The 15,852-nt window shown below is 55.4% G+C and carries 13 protein-coding genes and 1 tRNA gene; 11 read left to right on the top strand and 3 right to left on the bottom strand.

All coding sequences use genetic code 11. From position 1 onward, the window contains the following. The first annotated feature begins 20 nt into the window (after window positions 1-20). Both phaR and rimO read left to right on the top strand, forming a co-directional pair. Window positions 21-563 carry a polyhydroxyalkanoate synthesis repressor PhaR gene (phaR, locus tag SWE17_RS05785; RefSeq protein WP_322992282.1) on the top strand — a complete coding sequence of 181 codons (543 nt, stop codon included), beginning with the start codon at window positions 21-23 and terminating at the stop codon, window positions 561-563. Between the two features lie 57 nt (window positions 564-620). Then, the gene (gene rimO, locus SWE17_RS05780; protein WP_322992162.1) at window positions 621-2,018 is read left to right on the top strand and encodes a 30S ribosomal protein S12 methylthiotransferase RimO; all 1,398 of its coding nucleotides are present in this window, start codon (window positions 621-623) and stop codon (window positions 2,016-2,018) included. 90 nt (window positions 2,019-2,108) lie between these two features. On the opposite strand, the gene SWE17_RS05775 is transcribed toward rimO, so the two are convergent. Continuing rightward, window positions 2,109-2,193 (bottom strand) — tRNA-Leu (locus SWE17_RS05775). An 18-nt stretch (window positions 2,194-2,211) separates the two neighbouring features. Between SWE17_RS05775 and rnr the strand changes: the two genes are divergently transcribed. Next, window positions 2,212-4,488: a ribonuclease R gene (rnr, locus tag SWE17_RS05770; RefSeq protein ID WP_322992161.1), complete on the top strand. Its 2,277-nt coding sequence runs from the start codon at window positions 2,212-2,214 to the stop codon at window positions 4,486-4,488. Between the two features lie 6 nt (window positions 4,489-4,494). On the opposite strand, the gene SWE17_RS05765 is transcribed toward rnr, so the two are convergent. Then, entirely contained in the window at window positions 4,495-5,988 is a 1,494-nt protein-coding gene (locus SWE17_RS05765; RefSeq protein WP_322992160.1) for an NAD(P)H-hydrate dehydratase, read from the bottom strand. Further along, on the bottom strand, window positions 5,985-7,337 hold the full coding sequence (locus SWE17_RS05760; protein ID WP_322992159.1) for an amidase: 1,353 nt from the start codon (window positions 7,335-7,337) through the stop codon (window positions 5,985-5,987). Before SWE17_RS05760 ends, SWE17_RS05765 begins: the two co-directional genes overlap by 4 nt. Before the next feature lie 209 nt (window positions 7,338-7,546). On the opposite strand from SWE17_RS05760, the gene rpsB reads away from it, so the two are divergent. From rpsB to SWE17_RS05720, 8 genes are all read left to right on the top strand, one after another. Beyond that, window positions 7,547-8,296, top strand: a complete 750-nt coding sequence (gene rpsB, locus SWE17_RS05755) for a 30S ribosomal protein S2 (protein WP_100119724.1) — start codon at window positions 7,547-7,549, stop codon at window positions 8,294-8,296. 78 nt (window positions 8,297-8,374) lie between these two features. Continuing rightward, window positions 8,375-9,268 (top strand): translation elongation factor Ts, encoded by an 894-nt coding sequence (gene tsf, locus SWE17_RS05750; RefSeq protein ID WP_322992158.1) that lies wholly within the window; start codon window positions 8,375-8,377, stop codon window positions 9,266-9,268. A gap of 59 nt (window positions 9,269-9,327) precedes the next feature. Next, window positions 9,328-10,050, top strand: a complete 723-nt coding sequence (gene pyrH / locus SWE17_RS05745; RefSeq protein WP_322992157.1) for a UMP kinase — start codon at window positions 9,328-9,330, stop codon at window positions 10,048-10,050. Window positions 10,051-10,074: 24 nt separating this feature from the next. Beyond that, complete coding sequence (gene frr / locus SWE17_RS05740; protein ID WP_322992156.1) at window positions 10,075-10,635, top strand: ribosome recycling factor; 561 nt, start codon at window positions 10,075-10,077, stop codon at window positions 10,633-10,635. A gap of 73 nt (window positions 10,636-10,708) precedes the next feature. Further along, window positions 10,709-11,557: a phosphatidate cytidylyltransferase gene (locus SWE17_RS05735; RefSeq protein ID WP_322992155.1), complete on the top strand. Its 849-nt coding sequence runs from the start codon at window positions 10,709-10,711 to the stop codon at window positions 11,555-11,557. A 15-nt stretch (window positions 11,558-11,572) separates the two neighbouring features. After that, window positions 11,573-12,766, top strand: a complete 1,194-nt coding sequence (ispC, locus tag SWE17_RS05730) for a 1-deoxy-D-xylulose-5-phosphate reductoisomerase (RefSeq protein WP_322992154.1) — start codon at window positions 11,573-11,575, stop codon at window positions 12,764-12,766. A 217-nt stretch (window positions 12,767-12,983) separates the two neighbouring features. Then, window positions 12,984-15,314 carry an outer membrane protein assembly factor BamA gene (gene bamA / locus SWE17_RS05725; RefSeq protein ID WP_322992153.1) on the top strand — a complete coding sequence of 777 codons (2,331 nt, stop codon included), beginning with the start codon at window positions 12,984-12,986 and terminating at the stop codon, window positions 15,312-15,314. Continuing rightward, window positions 15,314-15,832, top strand: coding sequence for an OmpH family outer membrane protein (locus tag SWE17_RS05720; protein WP_322992152.1), 519 nt, complete (start codon window positions 15,314-15,316; stop codon window positions 15,830-15,832). Before bamA ends, SWE17_RS05720 begins: the two co-directional genes overlap by 1 nt. Window positions 15,833-15,852: the final 20 nt, after the last annotated feature.

Below are 15,852 nucleotides of genomic sequence, written 5' to 3'. Positions count from 1 at the left end.
AGACTGCCCGGTCCGTGAAGGTGCCCAGCCCATCCGAACCCTCGCAGTCGCCAGTTCGCACCATCAAAAAATACCCCAATCGGCGCCTTTATGACACACAGACTTCGAGCTATGTGACTTTGTCGGAGCTCAAAAAGTTGGTCATGTCCTCTTTGCCCTTGTTGGTGGTCGACGCCAAAACTGGGGAAGACCTGACGCGGTCCATTTTGTTACAGATCATTTTGGAAGAAGAGTCGGCCGGGGTGCCAATGTTCAGTGAAGCCGTGTTGTCCAACATCATTCGCTTTTACGGGCATGCCATGCAGGGCCACATGGGGTCTTATTTAGAGACCCATGTGCAGTCCTTCATGGATTGGCAGAGCAAGCTGGGCGAGTCCAGTCCGGCTTTGAGCCCAGAGGTGTGGTCTCAATTCATGCAGTGGCAAACACCTTTGATGCAAAACATGTTTTCTGGGCTGGCCAACCCTTCCCAAAACGTCATGACGCAGATGCAGGAGCAGATGCAAAAACAGATTCAGAAGAACACCGAGCAGCTCCTGGGCGTCATGGGTTTAAGGACTTGATGGGCGCAACATGCCCTTTTGTCACAACGCGGTCGTTTTTGCGGGGACAATGGGGGCATGAGTGAAATGACTGCAACTGCCCCCATCCCAACCCCCAAAGTGGGTTTTGTCAGCTTGGGCTGCCCCAAGGCGCTGACCGATTCCGAACTGATCCTGACGCAATTGAGTGCAGAGGGTTACCAGACTTCCAAAACTTTTGAGGGCGCTGACTTGGTCATCGTCAATACCTGTGGCTTCATCGATGAAGCCATCAAGGAAAGTTTGGACACCATTGCCGAGGCACTCAATACCAACGGCAAAGTGATCGTGACCGGTTGTCTCGGCGCCAAAACAGGCGAGGGCGGTGGCAACATGGTCTTGGAAACGCACCCTAGCGTATTGGCCGTGACCGGCCCGCATGCCACACAAGAGGTGATGGATGCAGTGCATACCCATTTGCCAAAGCCCCACGACCCGTTTTTGGACTTGGTACCCGGTGGTTTTGGCGAAGCGGGCCTCAAGCTCACACCCCGCCACTATGCCTATTTGAAGATCAGCGAAGGCTGCAACCACCGCTGCACGTTTTGCATCATTCCGTCCATGCGTGGCGACTTGGTGTCGCGCCCCATCGGCGATGTGCTCAAAGAAGCCAAGGCTTTGTTTGAGGGGGGGGTGAAAGAGTTGCTGGTCATCAGCCAAGACACTTCGGCCTATGGTGTGGATGTGAAATACCGTACAGGCTTTTGGGATGGCAAGCCGGTCAAGACCCGCATGCTGGAGTTGGTGCAAACATTGGGCGAGATGGCCCGTGAACACGACGCTTGGGTGCGACTGCACTATGTTTACCCTTATCCAAGTGTGGACGACATCATTCCACTCATGGCGCAGGGCTTGGTTTTGCCATATCTGGATGTGCCTTTCCAGCACAGCCACCCCGATGTGCTCAAGCGTATGAAGCGCCCCGCCAGTGGCGAGAAGAACCTGGAGCGCATTCAGCGCTGGCGCGAGCTGTGCCCCGAGTTGGTGATTCGCAGCACCTTCATTGCCGGTTTTCCCGGCGAGACGGAAGAAGAATTTGAGCACTTGCTGGACTTTTTGCGCGAAGCGCAAATTGACCGGGCGGGTTGCTTTGCTTATAGCCCTGTCAAAGGCGCCACGGCGAATGAGCTGCCGGGCATGCTGCCCGAGGCGCTGCGCGAAGAACGCCGTGCCCGATTCATGGCGGTGGCTGAAGAGGTCTCTATTGCCCGTTTGCAGCAGCGCGTGGGCATGACCATGCAAGTTTTGGTGGATTCTGCGCCTGCGATGGGTCGGCGCGGTGGTGTGGGGCGCGGTTTTGGCGATGCCCCTGAGATCGATGGTGTGGTGCGTTTGTTGCCACCTGAAAAGCTGAGCAAAACTCTCAAAGTGGGTGAGTTCACCCGCGCCCGTATCGTGAGCGTGGAAGGTCACGATCTTGTCGGGGTGCCGGTTTGATGCTTGCGCCCAAGTGTGCAGGCAACAAAAAAGCCGTTGATCGAAAATCAACGGCTTGTGATGTTTTTAACTTATCGGGTTCGATAAGATTGGTGCCCAGAAGAGGACTCGAACCTCCACGATGTTACTCGCTAGTACCTGAAACTAGTGCGTCTACCAATTCCGCCATCTGGGCGCCTCAGGAATAGAAGGATTGTATATCAAAAAAGTAGCGCCACCCAGCGGCTTGCTGGAAGAAATCGAAGGCAGTGTCCAAGGACACCGTGACGGTCATGGCTTCTTGATCCGAGACAGCGGTGAGTCGGATATTTACCTGTCTCCCAATGAAATGCGAGCCGTTTTACACAAGGACCGCGTGAAAGTTCGCATCGTGCGCCAGGACCGCAAAGGGCGACCCGAAGGCCGCATTGTTGAAATCATTGAACGACCAGAGCAACCCATCATCGGCCGCTTGTTGCATGAAGGTGGCTTGTGGTTGGTCGCGCCCGAAGACAAGCGTTACGGGCAAGATGTGATGATTCCCAAAGGGGCGATTGGCCCGGCCAAGCCGGGTCAGGTGGTGGTGGTTGAGTTGACTGAACCGCCTGCTTTGTTTGGACAGCCCGTGGGCCGCGTCAAGGAAGTGCTGGGCGAGATCGACGACCCAGGCATGGAAATTGAAATCGCGGTGCGCAAATACAGCGTGCCACACGAGTTTTCTGCCGCTTGCGTCGATCAGGCCAAGGGCTTGCCCGACAAGGTGCTCGCCAAGGATCGCAAGGACCGGGTGGATTTGCGCGATGTGCCTTTGGTCACGATCGACGGCGAAGACGCTCGCGACTTTGACGATGCGGTGTATTGTGAACCGGCCAAAGTGGGCCGTGGCAAGGGATGGCGTTTGTTGGTCGCGATTGCCGACGTAAGCCACTACGTGCAAACCGGAAGTGCGATCGACATCGATGCTTACGACCGCGCGACCAGTGTGTATTTCCCGCGTCGCGTCATTCCCATGCTGCCCGAGAAATTGTCCAACGGCCTTTGCTCATTGAACCCCGATGTGGACCGTTTGTGCATGGTGTGCGACATGCTGGTCAATGCCAAGGGCGATGTGCACGCGTACCAGTTCTACCCGGCAGTGATGCACAGCCATGCACGCTTCACATACACCGAAGTTGCAGCGATTTTGGCCAACACCCGTGGACCAGAGGCGGCCAAACGCAAAGCGCGTGTGACCGATTTGATGAACTTGCAGGACGTGTACAAAGCCTTGCTGGCTTCGCGTGCGGTGCGGGGGGCCGTGGATTTTGAAACCACGGAAACACAAATCGTTTGCGACGAAAGCGGCCGGATTGAAAAAATCGTGCCCCGCGTGCGCAACGAAGCCCACCGTTTGATTGAAGAGGCCATGCTGGCGGCCAACGTCTGCAGTGCTGACTTCATTCAGCAGGGCAAGCATCCTGGCTTATTCCGCGTGCACGAAGGCCCCACTGCTGAGAAAAAAGACATCCTGCGCAATTACCTCAAGGCGCTCGGTCTGGGCATGAGCATCAGCGATGAACCGCACACCAGCGAGTTCCAGAAAATTGCGCAAGCGACCAAAGACCGCCCCGATGCGCAGCAGATTCACACCATGCTGCTGCGCTCCATGCAGCAAGCCATTTACACCCCCGTCAACAGCGGGCACTTTGGTCTGGCCTACGAGGCCTATACCCACTTCACCAGCCCGATTCGTCGTTACCCGGATTTGCTGGTGCACCGGGTCATCAAGTCGATTTTGCTTGGGCGTAAATACACATTGCCCAGTTTGCCCGTCCCGGGCGAGGCCCATGCCAAGCTGAGCAAGCGCTTGGAGAAAAGCCGCGCGGCAAAGGGCGATGCGCCCGAATCGTCTGCGCCGCGTGTCCGCATGTCGGCCGCCGATCAACGTGCTTGGGAGGCCGCGGGCCTGCACTGCAGCGCCAATGAGCGCCGTGCCGACGAGGCCAGCCGCGATGTGGAGGCCTGGCTCAAGTGCAAATACATGCGCGAGCACCTGGGTGAGGAGTACAGCGGTGTCGTCTCGGCAGCCACCAGCTTCGGTATTTTCGTGACGCTGGACAGCTTGTATGTCGAGGGACTGGTGCACATCACCGAATTGGGTGGCGAGTACTACCGATTTGATGAATTACGCCAGGAGTTGCGCGGCGAGCGCACGGGTATCCGCTATGCCATTGGCAGCCGGGTGCAGGTGCAGGTCAGCCGGGTCGATCTGGACGGGCGCAAGATCGACTTTCGACTGGTCAATACCGCCGATGACTTGGTGCCCCGCGCCATGCGTGACAAAGGCGTGTCCTTGCCCGCAGAGAGTGGCCGAGGGAAAAAGCAAGCATCGACCGATCGCAGGCAAGCCGATGCCGAACGCAACCGTTCACCGATTCAGGCACTCAAGGCTTCGGTGAAAAAGGCGGCCACCAAGAAAAAAGGACCCCGAACCACCAAGCCTCGCCGCTGATTCGTATCAGTTCAGCCGCATGGCCAAGCCGCTGGCTGTCAACGCTTGTCCTTCTGGCCAATGGTCAGCGACTTGGCCATGTTGTGCCACGGCCGTGCAAGCGGCCTCAAAAGCGGTGTAGCCCTGCGCCATGCGTGCACCGACCAGGCCGGCCAAAACGTCGCCCGTTCCACCCACGGCCAAACGGCCATTGCCAGAGTGGTTGATGCGCGGCGTTTGACCGGGTGAGGCGATGACCGTTCCCGAGCCTTTCAAGATCACGGTGCAATGGAACATGTCCATGAGATTTTGGGCTGCGGCGAGGCGGTTGTTTTGAACCTCTTGGGTGTGGGTGTTCAGCAGGCGCGCCGCTTCCAAGGGGTGTGGGGTCAGCACCGTGGCTTGGGATTGCGCGCGTTGCCGCAGCAATGCTTGTAGTTGCGCGTCTTGTGAGACTGCATTGAGCCCATCAGCATCCAACACCAATTGCATAGAGCGTTGCAAGACCGGTGGCAAAACCTGTTTGACAGAGTGTCCGCCTCCACAGCCGCACACCACATGCAGCCTTTCCAAATTCAAACTTTGCCAATCGCGCTGCATCAAGTCGGCTTCTGCTTTGCTGGAGGCTTGGCCTGACAGCAGACTCAAGATGACCCGCCCAGCACCTGCATGCAGGGCCGAAGTGGCCGCCAGCACAGCGGCACCAGTCATGCCCATGCCATGGACATCGGCCTCACCGCCAATCACCGCGACATCCCCGTAACTGCCTTTGTGACTGGCATGGGTTTTGGTCGGTCGTGAAGTCTCTTGGTTGAGCCAGGCAGCAGGTGCCGGGCCAGAAGCAGTCGAAGTCCAGCCCAAATGGGCCAGCCAGATATGCCCACACACATCGCGTCCATGCCCCATGAATAGCCCTGGCTTGGCTGCAATGAAGGTGAGGGTGTGGTTGGCTTTGATGCACTGCGCGTCTTGGCCTTGTCCCAAGAACACACCAGAGTCCGCATCAAGCCCAGTTGGAGCGTCAACTGACAGCACCATGGCCATGGATTGGTTGGTGGCCTCAACCCAAGACAGCATGGTTTCTTGTAGAGGCCGCTTTGCGCCAATGCCCAGCAGGGCATCAATGATCAGGTCATTCGGCCCCAGGCCTTTCAATCCATCGCTGGGCAGCCCATGGGAGATAGGAACCCCGGCAGTGTGTGCACGTTGCCAGGCGGCTCGAGCGTCTGCAGGCATCGCGTCGACACTCCCCATTAGGCTCACGGATACATTTTTCCCCCATCGATGAAGATGGAAGGCGGCTTCGAGTCCGTCACCTCCGTTGTTGCCCTGACCTGCTGCCACCCAAATGCGCTGCGCATGTGGCGCCACGGCCATGGCCAGTTGGGCTGTGGCCAACCCCGCTTGCTGCATCAGTGGAACTGGGTTTTTTGCTTGAAGCAAGGCCTCCAAAGCCCGAACGCCATCTCGGCCATAAATAGGCCATGCACTGTTAGAAGTGAGGCTTTGTAAAGTGCTCATGCGGCTTTCAGTAAAGGCTCCAGCAGCAAAGAGATTTGCAAAATGGTGTCGTCATGCATCGCACAGTGCCAAGCCATCAAACCCACAGGCAGTTCGCCAGGCACATGGCAGGGCAGCGATATGGCGCAACCATCGAGCGTGTTGATGGCGCTGGGGTTGCGCAACATCAGTGCATTGACCCTGAAAAATTCAGCATCACGCTCAGACCCGGGGGCTACGCTGCTGATCAGCGGCGAGGTAATGGGGGTGGTGGGGGATAACACCGCGTCAAAGCGCTGCAATTGCTTTTCCATGCGCCCAATCCAGTTTGTTCGGGCGTGAACCAATTGGATGTATTCGTGGGCAGACATTTGTGCGCCCCTCATGATCCGCTGCGCTACACGTGGGTCGTATTGGTCGGCATATTGGGTGATCAAATCGCGATGCCATGCGTAACTTTCGGCAGGACTGAAACCGCCTGCGGCCATCATCGGGGCGAGTTCCTGAAGTTCTGCCAGAGGAATTTCTTCAATGTGGGCACCAGCGGCGCGCAAATTTTTCAAACTTCGCTCAAAAGCCCGAGCCACGCCGCTGTCCATACCGTCTTGCATCAGGTTTCCTGCCACTGCGAGTCGGTAAGAAGACAGTGGCCGGTTGGAGATGGGCACTTTTCGAGCAGACAAGACTTCATGGGTCAGCACGGCATCTCGGACCGAGCGGGTCATGGCGCAAACGGTGTCCAGGGTCGTGGACAGTGGTAACGCCCCTTGAGTGGGCACCCGTCGGGCTGTATTTTTAAATCCCACAATGCCATTGAGCGCAGCCGGTATGCGAATAGAGCCCCCGGTATCGGAGCCAAGACCGATGAAAGCCGCGCCCGTGGCCACTGAAACTGCTGCCCCGGAACTCGAGCCCCCTGGTGCGTGGGCATGAGGGGGCGATCCTGCTGGAGAATCGGTCAAGGCGTCCCAAGCGGAAGGCGTGCCGTGATGTGGGTTGATGCCCACACCCGAGAAGGCAAATTCGACCATGTGGGTGCGGCCTATGAAGCCCGCACCTGCAGCGCGCAAACGTGCGATGGCCAAAGCGTCGTGCTTGGCAGGGGGCTGGTTTTGCAGAACGGTGGAGCCAGCTGCCGTAGTTTGCCCCTGAACATCAAACAGGTCCTTCACCGATACGGCCAAGCCCGCAAGGGGCTGGGTGGCAGGGGTTTGGGTCGCTTCACGCTTGAAACTGTCCGCGGTGAGTTGCTTGAATACATGCTGACAAGCCTTGCTTTGAGCAATTTCAAGGCAACATTCGGCCACTCCCAAGGCTAGTTGGTGGCCACTGAGCAGTGCTTGGCGTGTGGCGGTCAGGTCTTGTTTCATAGGATTGCGCCTCAAAAGGGGGAGTCACGATGCTATAATCGTAAGGCTTTGTGCAGTGCGGCTGGTGTCTTTTGGGTGTCAAATTCCAACAAGTCATCTCAATCTGCCAGAGTTCATTCGCAAACCTGTCCCATCAAGGTGTTCAGCTCGGTCGTACGACTAGCTGAATCAGTGGACTGGTTTTAGACACAACCTTTGGAGTATTTAATATGTCCGTTACCATGCGCGAAATGCTGGAAGCCGGTGTCCACTTCGGTCACCAAACCCGCTTCTGGAACCCCAAGATGGCCCCCTTCATCTTCGGCCACCGCAACAAAATTCACATCATCAACCTGGAAAAATCGCTGCCGATGTTCCAGGACGCGATCAAGTTCGCCAAGCAGTTGTCTGCCAACCGCGGCACCATCCTGATGGTCGGCACCAAACGCCAAGCCCGTGAGATGGTTGCTTCTGAAGCCCAGCGCGCTGGCGTACCTTTCGTCGATCAGCGCTGGTTGGGCGGCATGCTGACCAACTTCAAGACGGTCAAGACTTCCATCAAGCGTCTGAAGGACATGAAGGCCCAGCAAGAAGTCGGCCTCGACAGCTTGAGCAAAAAAGAACAGCTGATGTTCAAGCGCGAGATGGAAAAGCTCGAAAAAGACATCGGTGGCATTCAGGACATGGCTGCTTTGCCAGACGCGATTTTCGTGATCGACGTCGGCTACCACAAGATTGCCATCTCGGAAGCCAAGAAATTGGGTATCCCATTGATCGGTGTGGTGGACTCTAACCATTCGCCCGAAGGCATCGACTACATCATCCCCGGCAACGACGACTCGGCCAAGGCCGTGGCCTTGTACGCCCGTGGCATCGCTGACGCGATCATCGAAGGCCGCGCCAATGCGGTCAATGACGTGGTCAAGGCTGTCACCGAAGGCGCTGACGAATTCGTCGAAGAAGCCAACGCTTCTGCCTGAGTTACCAAGACTCGATGAAAGGGGCTTTGTGGCCCCTTTTTTTTAATTTAACTTTTAGACTGAATACGGAGAAATCAAATGGCTGCAATTACCGCAAGCATGGTCGCTGAACTGCGCGCAAAAACCGACGCCCCCATGATGGAGTGCAAAAAAGCCCTGACCGAAGCCGAGGGCGATATGGCCAAGGCTGAAGAATTGCTGCGCGTCAAGCTGGGCACCAAGGCTGGCAAAGCCGCTTCCCGCGTGACGGCCGAAGGCGTGGTGACCAGCTTTGTCAATGGCACCACTGGCGCCATGATTGAAGTGAACTGCGAAACCGACTTCGTGACCAAAAACGACAGCTTCTTGGCTCTGGCCAATGCCGCTGCCAAATTGGTGGCTGAGCACAACCCTGCCGACATCGCCGCTTTGGGCGAGTTGCCCTACAGTCAAGACGGTTTCGGCCCCACACTGGAAGAAGTGCGCAAGGGCCTGATCGGCAAGATCGGCGAGAACATGAGCTTCCGCCGCTTCAAGCGTGCCGCTGGCGGCGCCAAAATCGCCAACTACCTGCACGGCACCCGCATCGGTGTGTTGGTTGAGTTTGAAGGCGACGAAACTGCAGCCAAAGATGTGGCCATGCACGTGGCCGCTATGAAGCCTGTGTCCTTGACCAGCGCTGAAGTGCCTGCAGAGTTGATCGAAAAAGAGCGCTCGGTCGCTGCGGCCAAGGCTGCCGAGTCCGGCAAGCCTGCCGACATCGCCACCAAGATGGTCGAAGGCTCGGTGCAGAAGTACCTCAAAGAAGTGTCTTTGTTCAACCAGTCCTTCGTCAAGAACGACAAGCAGACTGTCGAGCAGATGCTCAAGGCCGCTGGCACTACCGTGAAGGCGTTCACTTTGTATGTGGTGGGTGAAGGCATTGAGAAGAAGGTTGACGACTTTGCCGCCGAAGTGGCTGCTCAAGTGGCTGCCGCTCAAGGCGCAGCCTGAGTCCATTGTCCTGTTGAGCTGCCATTTCACCATTCACATTGACCATCAAGGAGCCCACCATGTCCTCTGCTAAGCCAGCCTATAAGCGCATTTTGCTCAAGCTGTCCGGCGAGGCCTTGATGGGAGACGATGCTTTTGGCATCAACCGTGCCACCATCGTGCGCATGGCCGAAGAGATCGCTGAGATCAACCGGCTGGGCGTGCAGGTGGCGGTGGTCATTGGAGGCGGTAATATCTTCAGGGGTGTTGCGGGTGGCTCGGTCGGCATGGACCGGGCGACTGCCGACTACATGGGGATGTTGGCCACGGTCATGAACTCTTTGGCCTTGGCGGATGCTTTGGACAAGGCGGGTTTGACAGCGCGTGTGATGTCGGCCATCGGCATCGACCAAGTGGTGGAGCCTTACGTTCGACCCAAGGCTTTGCAGTACCTTGAAGAGGGCAAAGTGGTGGTGTTCGCGGCGGGTACGGGCAATCCATTTTTCACCACCGACACCGCTGCGGCCTTGCGCGGTGCCGAAATTGGTGCGGAGATGGTGCTCAAAGCCACCAAGGTGGATGGTGTTTATTCCGCCGATCCCAAAAAAGACCCCATGGCCACACGGTACAGTGAAATCAGCTTCGATGAAGCCATTTCACGCAACTTGGGCATCATGGACGCCACAGCATTTGCTTTGTGCCGTGACCAAAAATTGCCAATCAAGGTGTTCTCAATCATCAAAAACGGCGCCTTGAAGCGCGTGGTTTTGGGTGAGGACGAAGGCACTTTGGTGCATGTTTGAGACCGTTCTGACGAGGAGAACCCGATGACCATTCCAGAGATCAAGAAAACCTGCGAAGCCAAGATGGAGCAATCCATCGCAGCGTTCAAAAACAACCTGACGCGCATCCGTACGGGGCGCGCCAATCCCGCTCTGCTCGACACCATCCACGTCGATTACTACGGCTCGCTGGTCCCTCTGTCCCAAGTGGCCAACGTGTCGTTGATGGACGCGCGCACGATCAGCGTTCAGCCTTGGGAAAAAAGCATGGCTGCCAAAATCGAGAAGGCCATTCGAGAGAGCGAGTTGGGTTTGAACCCTGCTTCCTTGGGTGAGCTGATCCGTGTGCCCATGCCTGCGATGAGCGAAGAGCGTCGCAAGGAAATGACAAAATTAGCCCGAACCGAGGGTGAAAATGCCAAAATTGCCATCCGCAATTTGCGCCGTGATGCCAATGAATCGGTCAAAAAGCTGGTCAAGGACAAGGAAGCTTCTGAAGACGATCAAAAGCGCGCCGAAGCCGATATCCAAAAGCTGACCGATAAGCGCATGACGGAGATTGACCAATTGGTGACTGCCAAAGAACAAGAGATCATGGCCGTTTGAGTTTGAATCCCATGCCGTGGCTTCCACGGCCTGACAGGCCGCCCCCTTGGCGGCCTTTTTTTCTGGAGAAACCATGCTCAAGCAAAGAGTGATCACCGCGCTGGTCTTGCTGGCCCTCTTGTTGCCGGCTTTATTTGCCTCGAATCCTTGGCCTTTCATGGCATTGACGATGGTGATGATTGCGGCTGGCGCTTGGGAGTGGGGACGTTTGAATGGCGTGCCAGCTTGGGTGGCTTGGGTCGGTGCCTTGTTGAGTCTGGGGGCTTGTGTATTGGCCGAGCAAGTGGGATGGGTGCAGCGCACGCCATTCGCTGTGTGGTTGTTCGCTGGCGCTTTTTGGGTATTGCTGGGTGGCTGGATGATTCAGCGGGGCGTTGAGGGTTGGGCCCTGTGGCCGCGCTCATTGCGCTGGGCGGTGGGCTTGGTGTTGTTGGTCCTGGCCTGGGTTGCCATGGCTCAAGCCCACCAGCGGGGGGTGAATTTTTTGTTGTCGGTTTTGGTGCTGGTTTGGGCGGCCGATGTATTCGCCTATTTCGTTGGGAAGGCGGTCGGCGGTCGCTGGATCAAAACCAAGTTGGCGGCCAGTATCAGCCCTGGCAAAAGCTGGGAGGGCGTTTTGGGCGGGATGCTCGGCGTCTTGTTGGTGGCCGCAGTTTGGGTCGAAATTGACCGCAGAGGGGCTTGGCCTGATATGAGCCTTTACTCTTTGTTGTTTGCCAAAGGCTGGTGGCTTGCCTTGCCTGGTTTGTTGTTCATGTCCGCCATGAGTGTGGTGGGTGATTTGGTGGAGTCTTTGGTCAAGCGCAGTGCCGGTATGAAAGACAGTTCGGGTTTGCTGCCTGGGCATGGTGGCGTGCTTGACCGGGTCGATGCCTTGCTGCCGGCCTTGCCTTTGGCGATGATGTTGGTTTTCTGGATTTGATTGAAGGCGCTGAACATGCAAATAACCCAAAGCATCACCATCTTGGGCTCCACGGGGTCGATAGGCAAAAGTACATTGGATGTCCTGAGCCGTCACCCTGATCGGTTTTCCGTGTTCGCTTTGACCGCTTCCACTCAAGTGGAACTGATGTTGGCGCAATGCGCGCAATTCAAACCCGAAGTTGCGGTGATGGTCAACGAAGACGCTGCTCGAACATTGGCTGAGAAAATCAAGGCCGAAGGTTTGAAGACCGAGGTTCGCTGGGGTGCTGCTGCGCTGGATGAGGTTGCTAGTGCACCTCAAGTGGATTCGGTCATGGCAGCGATTGTGGGGGCAGCGGGTTTGTCACCCTGTTTGGCTGCTGCACGCGCAGGCAAAAGGTTGCTGCTCGCCAACAAAGAGGCGTTGGTGGTTGGTGGCGAGGTGTTTTTGGCGGCTGTGCGCGAAGGTGGCGCTGTGCTCTTGCCCATTGACAGCGAGCATTCCGCCATTTTTCAGTCACTTCCCGAAGACCCGGCCACTTGGTCTCGTCGAGTTGACAAAATCATTTTGACCGCTTCGGGTGGTCCTTTTCGCAGCCGCGATCCATCGACATTGAAAGAAGTCACCCCCGAGCAAGCATGCGCTCACCCGAATTGGGTGATGGGGCGAAAAATTTCGGTCGACTCGGCCACCATGATGAACAAGGCTTTGGAAGTGATTGAGGCGGGTTACCTATTTGGTCTGGAGCCAGACCAGCTCAAGGTGGTGATTCACCCCCAAAGCGTGATCCATTCGATGGTTCAATTCAAAGACAACTCGGTGGTGGCTCAACTGGGTACGCCGGATATGCGGGTGCCCATCGCTTATGGCCTGAGCTGGCCCGAGCGTATCGAGTCGGGTGCATCCGCCCTGGACTTTCATCAGTTGGCTGCCATGACCTTCGAAGCCTTGGATGGACATGGTCATCCTGAGCGGTTTCCGGGTTTGAACCTGGCGTGGGCTACCCTGAAAGGTGCACCAGGCAGTTGTGCTGTGCTCAATGCCGCCAATGAAATAGCGGTCGAAGCCTTTCTGAATCGGCAAATAAGGTTCGACCAAATCCACCATGTCAACGAAGCCACCCTGAATTCGGTCAGTGCTGTTCGCCCAGAAAACCTGTCCGACTTGTTGGACATCGATCGCCGCAGCCGCGAGGCTGCAAGGCTGTCTGTCACCAAGTTAGGGTGACGGACTGGGTAAAGGCTAAGCGCACAGACATCACGGTCATGGACCTGTTGGTCAGGTGTATTATTGAGACTTCACATCGTCTCACGTTTTGACACGTTCAGCCTTGGTGAATATGCCGAATTGAGCGATGCGATGCATGCGTTTTGCTGTTTACCAATAAGACATTGGTGATGCTTTGTTTCGGCCACTTTGCCGTAGACCTTTAAATGGTTGTTCCATGAATTTTTTGAACATTCGATCATGTCTTCAACCCGCTGCAGTCACATTCGCAGCGAGTTTGATGGCATGCCTTCCTGCATGGGCTGTTGATCCTTTCACTGTTCGCGACATCCGGGTGGAGGGCTTGCAGCGGATTGAATCTGGCACCGTGTTTGCTTCCTTGCCTGTGCGCGTCGGTGATCAGTATTCTGACGAGAAGGGGGCTGCCGCCATTCGGGCCTTGTTTGCATTGGGATTGTTCAAAGATGTGCGCTTAGAGACCCAGGGCGACATTTTGGTGGTGGTGGTGGAAGAGCGTCCTTCGGTGGCCACGGTTGAGTTCATCGGCCTCAAAGAGTTTGACAAGGATATGTTGCTCAAAGCGCTCCGAGATGTTGGTTTGGCGGAAGGCCGTCCTTACGATAAAGCTTTGGCTGACAAGGCAGAGCAAGAGCTCAAACGACAATACATCAGCCGCAGTTTGTATGGCGCAGAGGTGGTCAGCACGGCCACGCCAGTGGATCGCAATCGTGTGAATTTGAGCTTCACCATCACCGAAGGTGGACCCGCCAAAATCAAACAAATTCAGATCGTGGGCAATAAGGCATTTACTGAATCTGATTTGCGTGACCAGTTCAATTTGGACACAGGCGGTTGGATGAGTTGGTACACCAAGTCCGACCGCTACGCACGCAACAAGCTCAATGCCGATCTGGAAGCTTTGCGCTCCTTCTACCTGTCTCGTGGGTTTTTGGAGTTCCGGATTGACTCTACCCAAGTGGCCATTTCTCCAGACAAGCAAGAAATGGCCATCACGATCAATGTGACCGAGGGCGAGCGATTCGTGGTGTCGGGCTTCAAGTTGGAAGGCAATTACCTCAACAAGGACGATGAATTCAAAGCCTTGGTCAAAATTGAACTAGGTAAACCGTACAACGCTGAGAAAGTTGCGGAGACGAGTAAAGCCTTCACTGATTACTTTGGCACATTTGGTTTCGCTTTTGCCCGAGTGGAAGTTAAACCAGAAATTGACCGTGCAAGCAACCGCGTTCAGTTCGTCTTGCAAGCAGAACCTTCTCGTCGTGCCTACGTTCGGCGCATTTTGGTCTCTGGAAACAACCGCACCCGGGATGAGGTGATTCGCAGAGAGTTCCGTCAATATGAGGCGGCTTGGTACGACGGTGACAAAATCCGGTTGTCTCGCGACCGTGTTGACCGATTGGGTTTTTTCACAAGCGTCAATGTCGAGACCATTGAAATACCTGGTGTACCTGACCAAGTTGACTTGGCTTTCACGGTAACGGAAAAGCCGACTGGGAGCATTTCCCTCGGGGCTGGTTTTTCTTCTGCCGAAAAAGTCACTTTGAGCTTTGGAATTCGACAAGAAAATGCTTTTGGTTCGGGCAACTATTTGGCCGTCGAAGTCAACACCAGCAAATACAACCGCAATTTGGTGTTGAGTACTACAGATCCTTATTTCACACAAAACGGTATCTCTCGCACTTTTGATGTATTCCAGAGGACCACTCGGCCTTATTTGGGAGACATCAACTCTTATAGTTTGGTCAACTCGGGAGTAGGCCTGCGTTTCGGTTTGCCCGTGACTGAGACAGACACGGTTTTTGTGGGGGCTACAGCTGAGCAGACACAGATCAAAGAAGGTTCAGGCGTCCCTTTGCCAACTCCGTACAAGGAGTATGCAAGTGATTTTGGCAGCACGAGCACTGCATTTCCCTTGACTTTGGGATGGTCTAGGGATGGGCGTGACAGTGCATTGGTGCCAACAAATGGCACTTATCAGCGATTGAATGCGGATTTGAGCTTGGCAGGCGATGTCCGTTATTTCCGAAGCAATTATCAGTACCAGCAATATTTTCCAATCACCAAGAAATATACCTTGGCTTTGAATGCGGATCTGGGATGGGGCCAAGGCCTGAATGGGCAGCAGTTTCCTATTTTCAAGAATTTCTACGTGGGTGGTTTGGGTAGCGTTCGAGGATTTGAGCAGTCAACTTTGGGACCTAAAAGTACCGATGCCACTCCAATCTACGTAGGTGGTTCGAAAAAGCTGGTTTTCAATGCAGAACTGATGATGCCCTTCCCCGGTGCCGCGAATGATAAAACGCTTCGGCTGTATGGTTTTGCAGATATCGGAAGTGCCTTTGGTATTGACCAAATTACCAAAATTGAAGAAAAAATGTCTTTGAATGACCTACGGGCCTCGGTCGGCATCGGCTTGAGTTGGATCTCACCCATGGGTCCTCTGCGCTTTTCTTATGCAGCGCCTATTCGTCAACAGACAGGCGATAAAATCCAGAAACTCCAATTCCAAATCGGAACCTCCTTTTAATGAAAACGATCCGCAAGAACCTTCTCGTCGCTTTGGTGGCTGTTGCATCGACTTGGGCATGCATGGCTCAAGCGCAAGATTTCAAAATCGGTATTGTCAACACCGATCGCATTTTGCGTGATTCCAATGTGGCCAAAACTGCCCAGGCCAAGCTGGAGTCTGAGTTCTTGAAGCGCGAGAAAGATTTGAATGAGGCCATCAACGCATTCAAGGGCACGGCGGAAAAGTTCGAGCGCGACGCACCAACTTTGTCCGAGGCCCAACGTTTGGCCAAACAAAAACAGCTGGTCGAGCAAGACCGTGATTTGAAGCGTCGCCAGCGTGAATTCCAAGAAGACTTGGGTGCTCGGAAAAACGAAGAAAACCAAATGTTGTTTGAAAAAGCAGGCCGTGCTGTCAAGCAAGTGGCTGAGACTGAAAAATACGATTTGGTTTTGCAGGATGCTGCTTACTTCAATCCCAAGCACGACATCACTGAAAAAGTCATCAAGGTGCTCAACGCCTCGGTGGGCAAATAACAGGCTTGGGCCTGTTTGAG

The organism is Limnohabitans sp. (genome assembly GCF_034680285.1).
GTDB lineage: Bacteria > Pseudomonadota > Gammaproteobacteria > Burkholderiales > Burkholderiaceae_C > Limnohabitans_A.
Note: the sequence above shows the minus strand (reverse complement) of the source record. Positions and strands in the feature narration are given on the sequence as shown.

What these genes read in the sequence shown, in the direction of transcription:
- rpsB (WP_100119724.1), top strand. Translation starts at nt 7,547, where the DNA reads ATGTCCGTTACCATGCGCGAAATGCTGGAAGCCGGTGTCCACTTCGGT.
- ispC (WP_322992154.1), top strand. Translation starts at nt 11,573, where the DNA reads ATGCAAATAACCCAAAGCATCACCATCTTGGGCTCCACGGGGTCGATA.
- frr (WP_322992156.1), top strand. Translation starts at nt 10,075, where the DNA reads ATGACCATTCCAGAGATCAAGAAAACCTGCGAAGCCAAGATGGAGCAA.
- rimO (WP_322992162.1), top strand. Translation starts at nt 621, where the DNA reads ATGAGTGAAATGACTGCAACTGCCCCCATCCCAACCCCCAAAGTGGGT.
- SWE17_RS05735 (WP_322992155.1), top strand. Translation starts at nt 10,709, where the DNA reads ATGCTCAAGCAAAGAGTGATCACCGCGCTGGTCTTGCTGGCCCTCTTG.
- SWE17_RS05760 (WP_322992159.1), bottom strand. Translation starts at nt 7,337, where the DNA reads ATGAAACAAGACCTGACCGCCACACGCCAAGCACTGCTCAGTGGCCAC.
- SWE17_RS05720 (WP_322992152.1), top strand. Translation starts at nt 15,314, where the DNA reads ATGAAAACGATCCGCAAGAACCTTCTCGTCGCTTTGGTGGCTGTTGCA.
- pyrH (WP_322992157.1), top strand. Translation starts at nt 9,328, where the DNA reads ATGTCCTCTGCTAAGCCAGCCTATAAGCGCATTTTGCTCAAGCTGTCC.
- SWE17_RS05765 (WP_322992160.1), bottom strand. Translation starts at nt 5,988, where the DNA reads ATGAGCACTTTACAAAGCCTCACTTCTAACAGTGCATGGCCTATTTAT.
- tsf (WP_322992158.1), top strand. Translation starts at nt 8,375, where the DNA reads ATGGCTGCAATTACCGCAAGCATGGTCGCTGAACTGCGCGCAAAAACC.
- bamA (WP_322992153.1), top strand. Translation starts at nt 12,984, where the DNA reads ATGAATTTTTTGAACATTCGATCATGTCTTCAACCCGCTGCAGTCACA.